This is a genomic window from Polymorphospora sp. NPDC050346 (genome assembly GCF_040655695.1).
Classification (GTDB): Bacteria; Actinomycetota; Actinomycetes; order Mycobacteriales; family Micromonosporaceae; genus Polymorphospora; species Polymorphospora lycopeni.
In genome coordinates this window covers 68,927-85,244 of the sequence record NZ_JBFAKM010000037.1, presented here as the reverse complement: position 1 = coordinate 85,244, position 16,318 = coordinate 68,927, and the positions used below count along the sequence as shown (strand labels likewise).

Below are 16,318 nucleotides of genomic sequence, written 5' to 3'. Positions count from 1 at the left end.
CCCACACCTGGCTGTCAGGATCCTTGCCCAGTGTGTCCAGGTCGTTGGTCGGAAAGGTCCCAGTCCTCTGGGCGGGTGCCGGTCGCCCGGACACCGGACTCGGATGCCGAGCCGGCTCCCGGCCACGGGGCGAGACCGAAACCGGGCCTGGAGTCGGCTTCGGCAGCGGCTGACGGACTCGGGCGGCGACCGGGGTGCCAGCCCCATCGAGCTGGCCATCCTGGTGCCGGCGATTCTCGTACTGCTCTTCGCATCGATCCAGGTGGCGGCGATCTTCCTCGCCCGGTCGGCGGCGCTGGCCGCCGCCCAGCAGGCGGTCACCGCGCAGCGCATGCTCGACGCCGAGCCGGGCGCCGGCCAGGAGCGTGCCGCCCAGTTCCTGGCCCAGCCGTCCGGCGAGTGGCTGGTCGACGCGGTCATCGAGCCGCCGGTGATCACGTACGACGACGGCGACCCGGCCGGGGTGGAGTTCACCGTACGGGGACGGGCGCTCTCGCTCGTGCCGTGGCTCGACCTGACTGTCGTGGAGACCGCCCACGGCACCGTCGAACGGTTCACCGACGAATGACGCCCGTACGGCCAGCCCGCCGCAGACCGGACCGTGGATCGGTCTCGGTCGAGGTCGCCATCCTCACTCCGGCCTTTCTGCTGCTCATGGTGTTGGCCGCGATCGCCGGGCGGACCGCCGTCGCACAGAGCACCCTGCAGATGGCGGCGCACGACGCGGCGCGGGCGGCGTCGATCTCGCGCACCGCCACCGTCGCCGCCGACCGGTCCCGGGACGCGGTTCTGCAGCGGATGAACTGGGAGGGGCTGCGCTGCGTGGGCCAGCCCGACGTGCAGCTGTCGGGTTGGATCGCCGGCCGGGGCACGGTCGGATTCGCCGAGGTGTTCGACGAGGAGACCGTCGGCGAGGCGGCGTCGGTGACCGTACGGATCTCGTGCGAGGTGACGTTCGCCGACCTGGCCCGGCCCGCCGACGTACCCGGGTCGCGGGTGGTCGAGGCGACCTTCACCTCCGCCGTGGACCGCTACCGGGGGCGCGGATGAGTGGGATGCGGACCGACAGCGGGCGGGTGAGCGTGTTCGTCGCCGTCGCCATCGGTGCCGTGCTGCTGATCGTGGGCCTCGTCGTCGACGGCGTCGGCCGGCTCCGGACCCAGCAACTCGCCGACAACATCGCCGCCGAGGCGGCCCGCACCGGTGGGCAGCAGATCGACCGGGCGGCGGCGGTGGGCGGCGGTGCCAAGGTCGTCGACGTCGACGAGGCCGTCGCGGCCGCCGAGGCGTACGTCGACGGGTTCGTCCTGCCCGACAACATCACCGCCACCGGGACGGCGGAGCCGGTGGCGGGTGACGGCACCCGGCTGCGGGTGACCGTGACGCTCACCTACCAGCCGGTGATGCTCACCTTCCTCGGCGCCGACGTGGGGACGGTCACCGGCCAGGCCACCGCCGTGCTTCTGACCGAGGAACCGTAGGGAGGCAGTACCGTGACCGAGCGCAGCGAGAAGATTCCATGACCGGCCGCCGAGTCTCCGCGCCGCGCCGGATCGGCCAGGTGGTGACCGGCCTCGGGGCGTTCGTCGTCCTGATCGCCTTACTCTTCGGGGCACCGGCGGCGCTGATCGCCGTCGCCGGCAACCCGCTGCCCGACCATCTGCCGACGTTCGCCGAGGTCTCCAACGCCCTCACCAGCCGCGACGACGGCCAGTTGTTCCTGCGGGCGCTGGCGGTGGTGGGCTGGCTGGGGTGGGCGACCTTCGCCCTGTCGGTGCTCGTCGAACTGCCGGCCCGGGCGTTGCGCCGGCCCGCGCCCAGGTTGCCCGGCATGCGGCGGCAGCAGCGGATCGCCGCCGCGCTGGTCGGCTCGGTGGCCATGGTCGTCGTGGCCGCGCCGGCCGCGACGGCGGCGACCGTCGGCCCCGCGACCACCAGCGCCACGGTGACCACCGCCGCTCCACAGTGGATGGTTCCGCCGCCGGTGACCACGCCCGGCCCGGCAGTGGTCGAGACGGCCGGAAACGACCGGTCGGCCGCGGTCTACCGGGTGGAGCGCGGCGACTACCTGGGGCACATCGCCGACCGCTACCTCGGTGACTTCGCCGACTACCGGGAGATCGCGGCGCTCAACGAGGTCCGCGACCCGGACCGGATCCGGCCCGGCCAGACGCTGCGGCTGCCGGATCACGCCGTCGACCGGGGGGCCCGTACGCATGCGACCGGAGCGGTGGCCGTTCCGGCGACGCCGCCCCCGGCCGCCGCCCCGACCCCGGCGTCACCGCCGGCGCCGGAGCAGGCCGAATCCGAGCAGCCGCCAGCGGCCGAAAACCCGACAAAGCGGCCGACCACCAGCTTCGCGGGTGGCGCGGCGGGCCGCCCGGGTGGGCTGGACACGGCGAACAGGCCGCTCGCGGTGACCGCGGTGATCGCCGCGGCCAGCATCGTCGGCGCCCAGATCGGCATGCTGATGGGGCTACGCCGCCGGCCGGCCAAGGCCCACTCGACCGACAGCGGACGGCATCGCCGCGACTGACCGCCTGCATGGGCGGACCACGCCATCGGCCCGGGACGCGGCCACCGGCTCGGCACCCGCGCGGCGCCTTCGACGCGGTCACCTTCGCGACGGCGGGAAGGCACGACGGCGCAAAGGTATAGCGGTAGGACGGCACGACGGCGGAAAGGCACGGCGGTGGGGAGAGACGCCGGGCCGGGATCGGTCAGGGCAGTTGCGCCTCGACCCTGCCGTCGACCACCCGGGAGCGCAGCACCTGCTGGTCGGTCGCGGCCGGCCCGTGCACGGCCTCGCCGTTGGCGAGTTCGAAGGTGCTGCCGTGCCAGGGACAGACGACGCAGGCCCGCCCCTCGATCCGGGTCAGGCTGCCCTCGCTGAGCGGCCCGTTCTGGTGCGCGCAGTGTTCGAGCATGACGGTGATGTCGTCGCCGTCGCGGTAGACGAGCACCTGTACGTCGTCGATGAGCCGGCTGACCAACTGGTCCTCGGGCAGCGACGAAAGGTCGGCGACCGGATGCCAGCCGTCGCTGATCAGGTGCAGCTGCGGAACCGCCTGGTTGACCCCGGCCGCCTGCTTGTAGGCCAGATGCCCGCCGAGATACGCGCCGCCGCTGGCGGAGGCGAACCCGAGGTATGCCAGGGCCCGGCCGACGTTGTGCCGGCCGGTGAGCCGGGCCGCGAACGAACCCGCGTAGAGCACCAGGGCGATCTGGTTGGCGACCGCGTGGACCAGGCCGACCCGGCGCTGTTCGGGTGACAGGGAGGCCCAGTCGTTGAGCCCGGTGACCACGGCCGGCAGCGCGCCGCCGACGCCGACCCCGGTCAGGATGGTGGCGGCGCGACGCTGGCCCCGCAGCAGATCGAGTACGGCAACACTCGTCCACGCCCCGATCGGCACCTGGACCAGGGCCGGGTGCAGAGGGTGGCCGAGCCAGACCCCGTGTAGCGCGTCGCGCAGGCGGCGGGGCCGCAGGATCGACAGGACCCGCTGCTGGATGGGGTCGGCCAGCCGGTCCAGCCGGGACGCCCGCTCGATTCTGGTCAAGAGTTCTCGCACAGGTGGCGGCTTCCCCTCGCCGACCGGCCCAAACCACTGGCCGACCGGCCCGCGTCCGGAGAGTCCCGGCATGGCGAAGGGTCGCCGGGGTACGTGAGGGACATGCGAGTCGCGATCACCGGAGCCACCGGAAACGTCGGAACCGCTCTCTTGCGCCGCCTGGCGGCAGAACCGGACATCGAGGTCGTCGGCCTGGCCCGCCGGCCACCGAAGCCGGGATCGGGTACGCCGTACGACGGTGTCGACTGGCACGCCGTGGATCTCGGCGACAGCTCGGCCCCGGACCGGCTCGCCCCGTGGCTGGAGGGGGTGGACGCGGTCGTACACCTGGCCTGGCAGATCCAGCCGAGCCACGACCGGCGGCGGTTGCGGCGTACGAACATCACCGGCAGCCGGCACGTGGTGGAGGCGATGCTGCGCGCAGGGGTGACGAAGCTGGTGTACGCGTCGTCGGTCGGCGCCTACGCGCCGGGTCCGAAGGACCGTGGTGTCGACGAGACATGGCCGACCACCGGGGTGCGCCGGTCGTCGTACAGCACCGACAAGGTGGCGGTCGAACGGATGCTCGACCAGTTCGAGCGGGAACGGTCGCGGCTGCGGGTGGTACGGATGCGTACCGCGCTGGTCTTCCAGGGCGATGCCGGCCCGGAGATCGGCCGGTTCTTCGTCGGGCCGCTGGTGCCACGAGGGCTGCTGCGCCCGGGGCGGGTGCCGGTCGTACCCCGTAACGGCCGCCTGCGCGCGCAGACGGTGCATGCCGACGACGCCGCGCAGGCGTACCTGCTGGCTCTTCGCCGGGAGGTGACCGGGGCGTTCAACATCGCGGGTGAGCCGCCGCTCGACGGCGAGGTGCTCGCCGCGGAGATGGGCGCCCGGACGGTGCCGGTGCCACTGCCGGTGCTGCGTACGGCGGCCGCGCTGACCTGGTACGCCCGGTTGCAGCCGACCGAGCCGGGTTGGATCGACCTGGCCGCCGGGGCTCCGCTGATGGACTGTTCCCGGGCCGGCGACCTGCTGGGCTGGACGCCGCGGCACGACGCGCGGGCGACGTTGCGCGAGTTGCTGGCGGGGATGGCGTCGGGTGCGGGTATGCCGAGCGCCGCGCTGCGGCCGGCGGGCCGGCGGCTGGCGACGGGGCTGCCCGGCCACGGCAACCCGGCGTGACCGAAGCCCCGTGACCGAAGCCCCGTGACCGAAGCCCGCTGGCCGCAAGATCCCCGTGATCAGGGGATCTGTCGCAAGACACGCCCGACCTGATCCCTGATCACGGGGATCTTGCGGGTCTGCCGTGGTCGGCGGCACCTGACCGGGTCCCTTCGGCGAGTGCCGCCGACCACGGCTCGTCGCCCCCGGCGGCGACGGGTCTGCGGCCGGCGCGGCCTGCTCAGTCGATCCGCAGCCAGACGGCCGTGTCCGGTGGCAGCAGTTCGCCGTCCAGCGGACCGCTGGCAAGCAGGCACGAGCGGTGCTCGGGCAGCACGACCGAGCCGGTGGATAGGTTGACCACGCAGGCGAATCCGGGGTCGCGGGCGAAGGCGAGCACCCCGTCGGGTGCCGGCAGCCAGCGCAGGCCGCCGTCACCGAGGCTGGGCTCGGCGCGGCGGATCCGGATCGCGTCGCGGTAGAGCTCCAGCATCGAGTGCGGGTCGCCGGTCTGGGCCTGTACGGTGCGGTCCTTCCAGTCCGCCGGTTGCGGCAGCCAGGGCGGACTGGTGGCGCCGGCCGGGCTGAACCCGAACGGCGCGGCGTCGCCGGACCACGGCAGCGGCACCCGGCAGCCGTCGCGCCCGTGCCCGGACCGGGCCCACATCGGGTCCTGGCGCAGCGCCTCCGGAATGTCCTCGACCTCCCACAGCCCCAACTCCTCGCCCTGGTAGACGTAGGTGGCGCCGGGCAGCGACAGGGTCAGCAGCGCGCCGGCGCGGGCCCGGCGGGTGCCGAGTTCGAGGTCGGTGACGACGCCGTGGCGTTTGGTGGCGAAGCTGAACGTGGTGTCCTCCCGGCCGTAACGGGTGACGTGCCTGGTCACGTCGTGGTTGGACAGCACCCAGGTGGCGGGCGCGCCGACCAGGGCGTGCGCGTCCAGGGTGGCGTCGACACAGGCACGCAGGAGGTCCGGGTCCCAGGCGCAGCCGAGGAACTCGAAGTTGAACGCGGTGTGCAGTTCGTCGGGGCGCAGGTAGTTGGCGAACCGGCGGGTGTCGGGCAGCCACACCTCGCCGATCAGGATCCGGTCGCCGGGGTACTCGTCGGTGATCCGCCGCCAGGACCGGTAGACGTCGTGGACCTCGTCGAGGTCGACGTACGGGCTGGGTCGGTCGGCGTGGTGGTCGGGCAGGGCCGGGTCCTTGAGCAGCAGGGCGGCCGAGTCGATCCGGACGCCGTCGACCCCGCGGTCGAGCCAGAAGCGCAGGATGCTCTCGAATTCGGCCCGGACCTTCGGGTGGTCCCAGTTGAGGTCCGGCTGTTCGGGGCTGAAGAGGTGCAGGTACCAGTCGCCGGGGCTGCCGTCGGGGTCGGTGGTGCGGGTCCAGGTGCCACCACCGAACTCCGAGCGCCAGTTGTTGGGCGGCTCGTCGCCGTTCGGGCCGCGCCCCGGCCGGAACCAGAAGAGGTCACGTTCGGGTGCGTCCGGCCCGCCGGCGAGCGCCGCCTGGAACCACGGGTGCGCGTCGGAGCAGTGGTTGGGCACCACGTCGACGATGATCCGGATGTTCGCGGCGTGTGCTTCCTCGATGAGCGCCTCGGCCTCGGCCAGGGTGCCGAAGATCGGGTCGATGTCGCGGTAGTCCGACACGTCGTAGCCGGCGTCGGCCATCGGTGACGGATACCACGGGCTCAGCCAGATCGCGTCGACGCCGAGCGCGGACAGGTGGTCCAGGTGGGCACGGATGCCGGCGATGTCGCCGACACCGTCGCCACCGCCATCGGCGAAGCTGCGCGGATAGACCTGGTAGATCACCGCGCCGCGCCACCACGGGTCGCCGTCTGCTGTGGACACGGGCACCTGCTTTCTCAGTTCGGCGTACGGTCGCCGGGCTCGTCCGAGCACGGTCGGCCAGGCGGTCGTCGGCGACCGCCACGGATGGGGGTCTTGCTCAGCCCTTCATCGATCCGGCGGAGAGTCCGCCGATGATGCTGCGCTGGAAGATCAGGAAGATGACGATCATCGGGATGCTGGCGATCACCAGGCCGGCCATCATCTCGGTGGGCGGCACCTGGCTGGTGTTGGACAGCCGGCTGAGCGCGACGCTGATGGTCTGGACCTCGGTGTCCTGCAGGACCAGCAGCGGCCAGAGGAAGTCCTTCCAGATGCCGATGATCGCGAAGATCGACACGACCCCGAGCACCGGCCGGGACAGCGGCAGCACGATGTGCCACAGCACCCGTAGCCGGCCGGCGCCGTCGAGGCTGGCCGAGTCGAGCAGGTCGTTCGGGATCTGGTCGAAGAACCGCTTGAGTACGTAGATGTTGAACGCGTTCGCGGCCGCCGGCAGCCAGAGCGCCCACGGGGTGTTGAGCAGGTTGACCCCGAAGATCGGCACGTCGGTGACGGTCAGGTAGGCGGGGATGAGCAGCGCCGCCGCCGGCAGCATCAGGCTGGCCAGCATCAGCCCGAGCACCAGCTTGCCGAAGATCGGCCGCAGCTTCGACAGCGCGTACGCCACGCCGACGTCGACGACGAGCTGGATCAGCCAGCCGCCGACGGCGTAGAAGACGGTGTTGCCGAAGTAGCGGGCGATGTTCATCCGGTCCCACGCCAGCGCGTAGTTCTGCGGCTCGAACGTCTCGGGGACGAACGTGGGCGGGGTCAGGGCGAACTCGGCCGGTTCCTTCACCGCCCCGGTGACCATCCAGTAGAGCGGGAACAGGAAGACCAGGCTGAACAGGATGGTGACGACGGTCAGGACGCTGAAGTAGACGACCTTGCCGCGTGTCCGGCGCAGCTCGGTGTCGGAGATCAGGGTCCGGCCGGCGCCGCGGTCGCCGGCCGGGCGGGACGGTCGCCGGCCCGGCGCCGGACCGGCGGGCTTCGGCAGCGGTGGCCGGGACGGAGCGGTGATCGTCATGGCAGGCCCCTCATTCCGCGGTACGGGTGAGCCGGAGGTAGAGCGCGGAGAAGGCGCCCAGTACGACGAAGAGCAGCACGCTCATGGCCGCGGCCAGCCCGAAGTCGTTGTTGACGGTGAAGGCGTAGCGGTAGATCAGCACCATCACCGTGACGGTGTCGGGGTTGGTGGTGCCGGTGAGCTGGAACGGTTCGATGAAGACCTGCATCGTCGCGATGATCTGCATCAGCAGCAGGACGAGCATGATGAACCGCAACTGCGGGATGGTGATGTGGCGCAGCCGCTGCCAGATGGTGGCGCCGTCGAGTTCGGCGGCCTCGTAGAGTTCGCCGGGGATGCCCTGTAGCGCGGCGAGGTACATCAGCGTGGCGCCGCCCAGGTTGGCCCAGGTCGACACCAGGACCAGCGAGATCATGGCGGTGCTCGACGACTGGGTCCACTGCGATTCGGGCAGGCCGACGCCGCGCAGGATGGTGTTGAACAGGCCGTTGCCGGGGTCGTAGAAGTACTTGAAGAGCAGTACGACGACGATCGGCGGCAGCATCACCGGGAGGTAGACGGCCACCCGGAAGAAGCCCTTGAAGTGCCGCAACTCGTTGAGCAGCACCGCGATCGCCAGCGGTACGAGATACCCGAAGACCAGCGCCAGGCCGGTGAAGACGATGGTGTTCTTCCAGGCCGTCCAGAAGAGCGGGTCGGCGAACAGGGCCTCGAAGTTGTCCAGCCCCACCCAGTACGGGTCGGTGACGAAGTTGACCTGCTGGAAGCTGAGCACCACGCCCCGTACCAGCGGGTACCACGAGAAGAGCGCGAAGCAGGCGATGCCGGCCGCCATGAAGGCGTACGCCAGGAGGTTGTCCTGGACCTTCCGGCGGAGCCGGGCGCGTCGCGAGTCGCGGAGTCCGGCCTCGATGACCGCCATCGGACGACCTTTCGTTGATTTGTCGGTGCCGTCGGTTCGCCGGTGGGGCCGCCGCCACGGCGGTGCGTGGCGGCGGCCCGAGGGCTACTGGACCGTGGCGAGGATCGTGTTGACCTGCTTCTCGGCGTCGGTGAGCAGCGCGTTGATGTCGGCGTTGGCGTCGGTGAGGACCTTCTGCATCGCGACGTCGAGCACCGCGTAGATCTGCTGCGCGTTCGGCGGTTCGAGCTTGACCGGGACGCCCGGCGCGGCGCTGATGAACGGCGCGTAGTTCTCCTGCGGGACGTTGGCGTACTGCTTGTCGGCCTCGGCCTGCTTCTGGGCGGCGGCGCCGGTCCAGATCGCCGGCTCGGGCAGGCCGACGACGTTCTTGTTCTCCGCGGCCCACTGGTTCTCCGCCGCGATCCGGTCGGGGTTGTTGAACCAGAAGGTCAGCCACTTCAGGCCGGCGCGGATCTTCTCCGGGGTGGCCTTGGCGTTGAACATGTAGCCTTCGCCGCCGCCGAGGGTGCCCTTCCCGTCCGGGATCGGGCCGAGGCCGTAGTCGGCGAAGTTGCCCTTGTACTGGTTGACGATCGTGGGGATGTTGTCGGCGGTCGCGACGTACATGCCGAGCTTGCCGGCGCCCATCATCTGGAGCAGGTCGGCCCATTCCAGAAGCTGCCGCTCGCCCATGCTCTTGTCGGCCCAGCGCATGTCCTTGAGCTGCTGGAGGACCTGCCGCCCCTGGTCGTTGTTGAACGCGGCCTTCCAGGTGCCGCCCTCGTTGACGGCGACGTCACCGCCGACGGAGTAGATCTCGGCGGTGAAGTGCCAGCCGCCGGTGTTGCTCTTGCTGTAGTCGCCGTAGCCGACGTGCCCGTCGCCGAGGGCGGCGATCTTCTGGGCGGCGGTGCGGACCTCGGCCCAGGTCTTCGGCGGGTTGGCGGGGTCGAGGCCGGCCTTGGTGAACAGAGCCCGGTTGTAGAGCAGGCCCAGCGAGTAGTTCTTGTAGGGCAGTCCGTAGACCTTGCCGTCCGCGTCCGAGAAGATCTTCATCAGCTCGGGCTTGATCTGGGCGACGGCCGGGAACTCCCCGGTGTACTTCGAGATGTCGGCGACCTGGCGCTTGGCGATCAGGTTGGCCGGGTCGGTGAAGTAGACGTAGAAGACGTCTTCGAGCTGGCCGCCGGCGAGCTTCGCGGAGAACGTCTGCGGGTCCATCTTGCCCTCGCGGGCGTCGATGTCGATGTCGGGGTTCTGCTTCTCGAACTCGGCGACCATTTCGAGGAACCGGGCGTGGTTGGCGGCTTCGGTGGCCGGTGGCAGGCCGTTGACCGTGATGGTGACCTTGCCGTCGGCCGGCTTGTCGTCGTCGCCGCCGCAGGCCGCGGCGGACAGTCCGACCCCGGCGACGAGCAGCAGCCCGACGGCGCTGCGCAGCCTGGATCTGTTCATGGACGGACACCCTTCCTGGGGTTGGGCATGCGGAATCGGTGGTGGGTGTGACGCGGCTCTCGGAAGTGCCGTGTTTCGTGGCGATGACGATACAAAGGCGTACTCGCTAGCGCAAGAAGTCGACTGTGTTCAGAAAATCTGCGACTGATCTTGGGAGCGTCGGCCCTGGCACGCGAAGAGGGGCGGACCGTTACGGTCCGCCCCTCTTCGTCCAGATATTCAGTCTTGCGGCAACCTCACCGGCCCGGCACCGGCGCGGTCGAGCCGCGTACCACCAGTTCCGGCTCGAACAGCAGCTCGTCGGTGGTCACCCCGACCCCCTCGATCTGGGTGACGAGCAGGTCCACCGCGGCCTGCCCCATCGTCTCGATCGGCTGGCGCACGGTGGTCAGCGGCGGGTCGGTGCAGGTCATGAACGCCGAGTCGTCGAACCCGACCACCGAGACGTCCTCCGGCACCCGGCGACCCATCCGGCGCGCGGCGCGGATCGTGCCGAGTGCCAGCACGTCACTGGCACAGACGATTCCGGTCACCCCACGGTCGATGAGTTTCGACGCGGCGACCCGGGCCCCCTCCATCGAGAAGCTCGACCGGGCCACGTTCTCGGTCTCCTCCGGCTGCCCGGCCCAGCCGGCCGCCGCGACCATCGCGGCGAGCTTGCGCCGGGACGGCACGTGGTCCTCGGGACCGAGGACGAGACCGACCCGCTCGTGCCCGAGCGAGCGCAGGTGCCCGTACGCCTGCTCGACCGCGACCGCGTCGTCGGTCGAGACGGTCGGGAAGCCCAGTTCGTCGACCCCGGCGTTGACCAGCACCACCGGCAGGCCACGGTCGGTCAGCCGGCGGTAGTGGTCGTGTTTCGCGTCGGCCAGCGCGTACAGACCACCGGCGAAGATCACTCCGGACACCTGGTGGTCCAGCAGCATCTCGACATAGTCCATCTCGGACACACCGCCGATGGTGCGGGCGCAGAGCGCCGGGGTGAAGCCGCGCTGGGCCAGCGAGCCGGTGACCACCTCGGCCAGCGCCGGGAAGATCGGGTTCTGCAGTTCGGGCAGCACCAGGCCGACCAGCCGGGCGCGCTCCCCGCGCAGCTTGGTCGGCCGTTCGTAGCCGAGGACGTCCAGCGCGGTCAGCACCGCCGTACGGGTGGCGTCGGACACGCCCTCGCGACCGTTGAGCACACGGCTCACCGTCGCCTCGCTGACCCGGGCTTTCTTGGCAACCTCGGTGAGTCGTCTCGTCACGGCCGCAATCGTACGTCAATCTTTTGCAAAAATTGCACCGAGTGTTGTCGAGCTGCGCAAGAAGCGACGCGCAAGCGACAAATCCGCGCAGTCCCCGTCACCGACCGAGGTCCGGCAGCGCCCCCTCGATGGCCCGGTGGAAGGTCGGATAGGTGTAGATCATGCTGCGCAGCCGCTCCACCGGCACCTCGCCGTGCACGGCCACGAGCAGCCCGCTGAGCACCTCACCACCCGACGGGCCGGCGGACGTGCCGCCGACCAGCACCCCCCGCTGCGCGTCGGCGACCAGCTTGACGAAGCCGTCCGACCGGTTGATCCAGCCGCGCGTCGAGTTCGACAGCGGATTGAACCCCACCCGTACGTCGATCCCCCGCTCGCGGGCCTGCGCCTCGGTGAGGCCGACCGCGCCGACCTCCGGGTCGGTGAACGTGACGCGGGGCAGCGCCCGGTAGTCGGCCGGCGGGCCGTCCTGGCCGAGGATGTCGCGGATCGCGATCCCCGCCTCGTACATCGCCATGTGGGTGAACGCACCGTGGCCGGCGACGTCGCCGACCGCCCAGATGCCCTCGCCGGCCCGCATCCGGTCGTCGACGGTCAGGAAGCGCGCGTCCGGGTCGAGCCCCACCGCGGGCAGCCCCAGTTCGCCCAGTCGCGCCTGGCGGCCCGTCGCCACCAGCAGCCTCTCCCCGGTCACCGGCTCCGCCCCGGCCAGGTGCACGGTGAACCCGTCGGCGCCGTGGCCGACCCGCTCGACGCGTACCCCGGTGCGGATCTCAACACCGTCGCGCCGCAGCGCGTCCGCCAGGAGTTCCGACGACTCCGGCTCCTCCATCGCGAGCAGCCGCGGGTTCGCCTCGACCACGGTGACCCGTACGCCGAACCGGGCGAAGACCTGGGCGAGTTCCAGCCCGATCGCCCCGCCGCCGAGCACGATCAGCGAGCCCGGCAACCGCTCGACCTCGATCGCCTCCCGGTTGGTCCAGTACGGCGTGTCCCGAAGCCCCTCGATCGGCGGCACCGAGGCGGCGGTGCCGGTGGCGATCACGATTCCCCGGGTGGCCCGGAAGACGTCGTCGCCGACCGTCACCTGGCCGGGACCGGTCAGCGTGCCCCGGCCACGGACCAGCCGTACGCCCTTGCCGGTCAGCCGGTCGGCGGCCGCCGCGTCGTTCCAGTGGTCGGTCGCGTCCTCGCGGATCCGCCGGGCCACCGGCGCCCAGTCGGGGGTCACCGTCGCCCGGCCGGCCAGGTCGTCGACCCGCCGCGCCTCGGCGAGCGCGTTGGCGGCCCGGATCATCATCTTGCTCGGTACGCAGCCCCAGTAGGGACACTCCCCGCCGACGAGCCGGCTTTCGACGCCGACGACGGACAGCCCGGCCCCGGCCAGCCGGCCGGCCACTTCCTCGCCACCGACACCGAGCCCGAGTACAACGACGTCCACGACTGCCGGTTCACCCATCCGGCCAGCATCCCACCCCGTCAAGATCCCCGTGATCAGGGATCATGTCGCGCGTGTCGTCGGCGGGTCATGGTCCGTACGCCCTGATCACCACGATCTTGCGACGCGGGCCGGGACCGGCGCCCGGCGGCGGCGGTCCGGCCGGCGGGGAAATGGCGTGGCCGGCCGGTACGTCCGGTCGTAGCGTCTGCCGGATGGACGGACGGGTGGATGAGCGGTTCGCCGCGGTGCGGGACGTGTTCGCCGGCCTGCTCGAATCGGGCGCGGAAACGGGTGCCGGCGTCGCCGTGTGGCACGACGGCCGGCTGGTGGTCGACCTCACCGGCGGCTGGCGCGACCCCGGGCGCCGGCAGCCCTGGACCGCCGACACCCTGGTCAACGTCTATTCGGTCAGCAAGCCGTTCGCCGCGCTCTGCCTGCTGCTGCTCGTCGACCGAGGGCTGGTCGGGCTCGACGACCCGGTCGCCCGGCACTGGCCGGAGTTCACCGCCGGGGCGACCGTCCGGCACGTGCTCGCGCACACCGCCGGCCTGCCGGCGTTCCCGGTGCCCAGGCCGGCGGAGGCGTACGCCGACTGGGCGCTGCTCACCGCCGACCTGGCCGCCGCCGAGCCCCGCTGGGTTCCGGGTACGGCCGCGGCCGAGCACGCGTTGACGTACGGGCATCTGGTCGGTGAGCTGGTACGTCGCGTCGACGGCCGGTCGGCCGGCCGGTTCCTGGCCGACGAGATCGCCGGGCCGTGGCGGCTCGACCTGGCCTTCGGCCTGTCCCCGGCCGACCAGCGGCGGTGTGCCGACGTCGGGTACGGCCGGCCGGACTGGGCGGCGACGGTGCTCGGTGCGCCGGGTTCGCTGCGGCGGCTCGGGTTGGGCAACCCGGCCGGCGCCCTCGATCCGGGGGTGGTGAACAGTCCACTGTGGCGGGCCGCCGAGGTGCCGGCGGTCAACCTGCACGCGACGGCGACGGGGGTCGCCCGGTGCTACGCCGGGCTGCTGGCCGGCGGCACGCTCGACGGCGTACGGCTGTTCGGCCCGGACACCGTCGCGGAGCTGCTCCGGGTCCAGTACGACGGTCCGGACCTGCTGCTCGGCCGGCCGGTGCGCTGGTCGCTGGGGATGCAGGTCGACGACGGCGAGTGGGGCATGGGTGGTGTCGGCGGGAGTGTCGGCTTCGCCGATCCGGGGCACGGGTTCGCCTTCGCCTACGTCACCCGCCACCTGGCCGACTTCGACTGGGTCGACGCCCTGGCCGAGGCGGTGATCGGCTGCCTGTGACCACCTCAATATCCGCGTGATCAGGGAGTCTGACGACCGGCACGCCGGCGACCCGCGCGTTTTAGTCCCTGATCACGCGGATCTTGCGGGGTCCAGCTCGGGGACCCAGCGGCGGACGTAGTCGCCGGCCGGGTCGAAGCGGTGCGCCTGCCGGACCGGGTTGAACCGCCGGTAGGGCTTGGTGTCGTTTCCCGTGCCGGCGACCCACTGCCAGTTCCCGGAGTTGTTGGCGACGTCGCCGTCCAGCAGCCAGCGGTGGAACCACTCCACCCCGAGGCGCCAGTCGAGGCCGAGCTGCTTCGTGAGGTAGCTGGCGGTGATCAGCCGGGCCCGGTTGTGCATCCAGCCCTCGGCCCGCAACTGCCGCATCCCGGCGTCGACGATCGGCACGCCGGTCCGCCCCTCCTGCCAGGCCGCCAGCGCGTCGGCGTCGTACCGCCACACCTCGGTCACGCCCGGCCGGTAGGCGGCCGTCGACAGGTCCGGGAACGCGTACGCCACCTGGTGGTAGAAGTCGCGCCAGCAGAGCTGGCGGACGAACGGCCCGTCGCGGTCGCCCGCCGCCCGCGCCACCGCCAGCGGGGACACACACCCGAACCGCAGGTACGGGCTCAGCCGTGACGTCGCGTCGGCGGCGAGGTCGTCGTGGATGTCGTCGTACCGGTCGATCCCGCCCAGCCAGCCGCGCAGCAGCCGCCGGCCCACGGTCTCGCCCCCGGCGGCGGCCCGCGGCGACTCCCCCGCGGGCAGGGCCGGCAGCCGACCGACCGCGACCCCGGACGGCAGCGGCACCGTCGCCGGCGTGGCCACCTCGTCGCGCCACCGGCTGGCCGCCCAGGCGCGGAAGTACGGCGTGAAGACCTTGTAGTGGTCGCCGCCGGCCGGGGTGACCGCCCCGGGGTCGACGACGGTCAGCCCGGGGAAGAGCCGCAGCGACAGCCGGTGCCGGTCGGCCTCGGCGCGCAGCCGGCTCTCCCGGCGCCGGGCATAGCGGCTGACGTCGGCGGAGACGGCGATGCCCCCGGCGCCGGTCTCGGCGGCCAGCCGGATCGTCTCGGCGACCGGGTCACCGTGCCGCAGGACCAGGTCGCCGCCCCGCTCGCGCAGCGAGCCGCGCAGGTCGGCGAGGCTCTGCGCGAGGAACCGGTCCCGGTTGGGCGAGCGGCCGGCGAGGGCCGGGTCGAGCACGAAGAGCGGCACCGCCCGCTCGGCGTTGGCGCAGGCGGCGGCCAGTGCCGGTTGGTCGTGGACCCGGAGGTCGCGGGTGAACAGGACGATCGCCGTACGCATCGACCTCACCGCGGCGACGGACCGGGTACGGCGACCGGGGTGCCCGGCCGGGCCAGCAGCGACCGGGCGGCGACGGCGGCCCGACGGCGGCCCGGGACGGTCGCCCGGCGGACGAAGGGGTCGTAACCGGCGGCGGCGATCTCGTCGAGGATGCCCCCGTAGAGAGCGAACGCGGTGCGCATGCACGCCTGGGAGGCGGGGGTCAGCATCGCCACCCCGGGGGCGGCGGCGGCGTAGTGCGCCTGGGCGCGGGTCACGGCGTACTCGATCAGCTCCCTGGTCCGGGCGGTGCCGCGACCGTCGCGGGCGGCGGTGACCAGGTCGGCGCGGCCGACCCCGAACTTGTCGAGGTCCTCGTCGGGCAGGTAGGTGCGACCGCGGGCCAGGTCCTCGCCGACGTCGCGGATGAAGTTGGTGAGCTGGAAGGCGAAGCCGAGCTGGCGGGCCGGCTCGCGGGCGGCGGCGGGGTCGGCCGCGCCGAGGATCGGCAGCATCATCGTGCCGATCACGGCCGCCGACCCCTCCATGTAGTCGAGCAGGTCGTCGTAGCTGGCGTACGAGGTGATGGTGAGGTCCATCGCCATGCTGCGCAGGAACAACGCGAAGTCGGCCCGGTCGAGCTGGAAGACCGCGATGGTGTGCAGCACGGCGGGCAGCAGCGGGTCGTTGACGGGCTCGCCGTGCAGGCCGGCGAGGAACCGGGCGGACCAGGCGTCGAGCCGGGCGGTCCGCTCGGCGACCGACGCGTCGCCGGTCCGGTCGACGATCTCGTCGGCGTAGCGGGTGAACCCGTACAGCGCATGGACATGCCGACGTTTCCAGGCCGGCAGCAGCCGGGTCGCGAGATAGTAGGTGCGTCCGTGCCGTTTGTGCAGCTCACGACAGCGTTCATAGGCCGCGGCAAGATCTGTCTCCATGGGACCTCCTCGGATAGATCGACGCAGCAATCGACGCAACTCGCAACTCTAGGGTACGCTCGGCGTCGTGGCCAACGACACACTCCCGACGTTCCCGGGTGATGCCCGCCCCGTTGCGCCCCCGCCCGCT

General features: G+C 72.0%; 15 protein-coding genes. 6 read left to right on the top strand and 9 right to left on the bottom strand.

Going from position 1 to position 16,318, the window contains the following annotated elements; all coding sequences use genetic code 11:
- Positions 1–103: 103 nt before the first annotated feature.
- From AB0I42_RS29580 to AB0I42_RS29565, 4 genes are read left to right on the top strand one after another with little or no spacing between them, the layout of a single operon-like run.
- The gene (locus tag AB0I42_RS29580; RefSeq protein ID WP_357542330.1) at positions 104–568 is read left to right on the top strand and encodes a TadE/TadG family type IV pilus assembly protein; all 465 of its coding nucleotides are present in this window, start codon (positions 104–106) and stop codon (positions 566–568) included.
- Entirely contained in the window at positions 565–1,050 is a 486-nt protein-coding gene (locus tag AB0I42_RS29575; protein WP_357542328.1) for a TadE/TadG family type IV pilus assembly protein, read from the top strand. Before AB0I42_RS29580 ends, AB0I42_RS29575 begins: the two co-directional genes overlap by 4 nt.
- Positions 1,051–1,055: 5 nt before the next feature.
- Complete coding sequence (locus AB0I42_RS29570) at positions 1,056–1,481, top strand: hypothetical protein (protein WP_357542326.1); 426 nt, start codon at positions 1,056–1,058, stop codon at positions 1,479–1,481.
- A gap of 38 nt (positions 1,482–1,519) precedes the next feature.
- On the top strand, positions 1,520–2,536 hold the full coding sequence (locus AB0I42_RS29565; RefSeq protein WP_357542323.1) for a LysM domain-containing protein: 1,017 nt from the start codon (positions 1,520–1,522) through the stop codon (positions 2,534–2,536).
- Between the two features lie 184 nt (positions 2,537–2,720).
- On the opposite strand, the gene AB0I42_RS29560 is transcribed toward AB0I42_RS29565, so the two are convergent.
- Positions 2,721–3,572 carry a Rieske 2Fe-2S domain-containing protein gene (locus AB0I42_RS29560; RefSeq protein WP_357542321.1) on the bottom strand — a complete coding sequence of 284 codons (852 nt, stop codon included), beginning with the start codon at positions 3,570–3,572 and terminating at the stop codon, positions 2,721–2,723.
- 102 nt (positions 3,573–3,674) lie between these two features.
- On the opposite strand from AB0I42_RS29560, the gene AB0I42_RS29555 reads away from it, so the two are divergent.
- Positions 3,675–4,736, top strand: coding sequence for an NAD-dependent epimerase/dehydratase family protein (locus AB0I42_RS29555; RefSeq protein ID WP_357542319.1), 1,062 nt, complete (start codon positions 3,675–3,677; stop codon positions 4,734–4,736).
- Positions 4,737–4,956: 220 nt separating this feature from the next.
- On the opposite strand, the gene AB0I42_RS29550 is transcribed toward AB0I42_RS29555, so the two are convergent.
- The 6 genes from AB0I42_RS29550 to AB0I42_RS29525 form a co-directional block, all read right to left on the bottom strand.
- Positions 4,957–6,573, bottom strand: a complete 1,617-nt coding sequence (locus AB0I42_RS29550) for an alpha-amylase family glycosyl hydrolase (protein ID WP_357542317.1) — start codon at positions 6,571–6,573, stop codon at positions 4,957–4,959.
- Between the two features lie 97 nt (positions 6,574–6,670).
- A complete protein-coding gene (locus tag AB0I42_RS29545) occupies positions 6,671–7,642 on the bottom strand; it encodes a carbohydrate ABC transporter permease (RefSeq protein ID WP_357542315.1) in 972 nt (323 codons plus the stop codon).
- A 10-nt stretch (positions 7,643–7,652) separates the two neighbouring features.
- Positions 7,653–8,564, bottom strand: a complete 912-nt coding sequence (locus AB0I42_RS29540; protein ID WP_357542313.1) for a sugar ABC transporter permease — start codon at positions 8,562–8,564, stop codon at positions 7,653–7,655.
- Positions 8,565–8,648: 84 nt separating this feature from the next.
- Positions 8,649–10,001, bottom strand: coding sequence for an extracellular solute-binding protein (locus AB0I42_RS29535; protein ID WP_357542311.1), 1,353 nt, complete (start codon positions 9,999–10,001; stop codon positions 8,649–8,651).
- Positions 10,002–10,237: 236 nt separating this feature from the next.
- Positions 10,238–11,248: a LacI family DNA-binding transcriptional regulator gene (locus AB0I42_RS29530; RefSeq protein ID WP_212824650.1), complete on the bottom strand. Its 1,011-nt coding sequence runs from the start codon at positions 11,246–11,248 to the stop codon at positions 10,238–10,240.
- A gap of 97 nt (positions 11,249–11,345) precedes the next feature.
- Entirely contained in the window at positions 11,346–12,707 is a 1,362-nt protein-coding gene (locus tag AB0I42_RS29525; RefSeq protein WP_357542309.1) for an NAD(P)/FAD-dependent oxidoreductase, read from the bottom strand.
- 194 nt (positions 12,708–12,901) lie between these two features.
- On the opposite strand from AB0I42_RS29525, the gene AB0I42_RS29520 reads away from it, so the two are divergent.
- Complete coding sequence (locus AB0I42_RS29520; protein WP_357542307.1) at positions 12,902–13,981, top strand: serine hydrolase domain-containing protein; 1,080 nt, start codon at positions 12,902–12,904, stop codon at positions 13,979–13,981.
- Positions 13,982–14,053: 72 nt separating this feature from the next.
- On the opposite strand, the gene AB0I42_RS29515 is transcribed toward AB0I42_RS29520, so the two are convergent.
- Entirely contained in the window at positions 14,054–15,271 is a 1,218-nt protein-coding gene (locus AB0I42_RS29515; RefSeq protein ID WP_357542305.1) for a deoxyribodipyrimidine photo-lyase, read from the bottom strand.
- Between the two features lie 5 nt (positions 15,272–15,276).
- A complete protein-coding gene (locus tag AB0I42_RS29510) occupies positions 15,277–16,188 on the bottom strand; it encodes a phytoene/squalene synthase family protein (RefSeq protein WP_357542303.1) in 912 nt (303 codons plus the stop codon).
- Positions 16,189–16,318 lie beyond the last annotated feature (130 nt).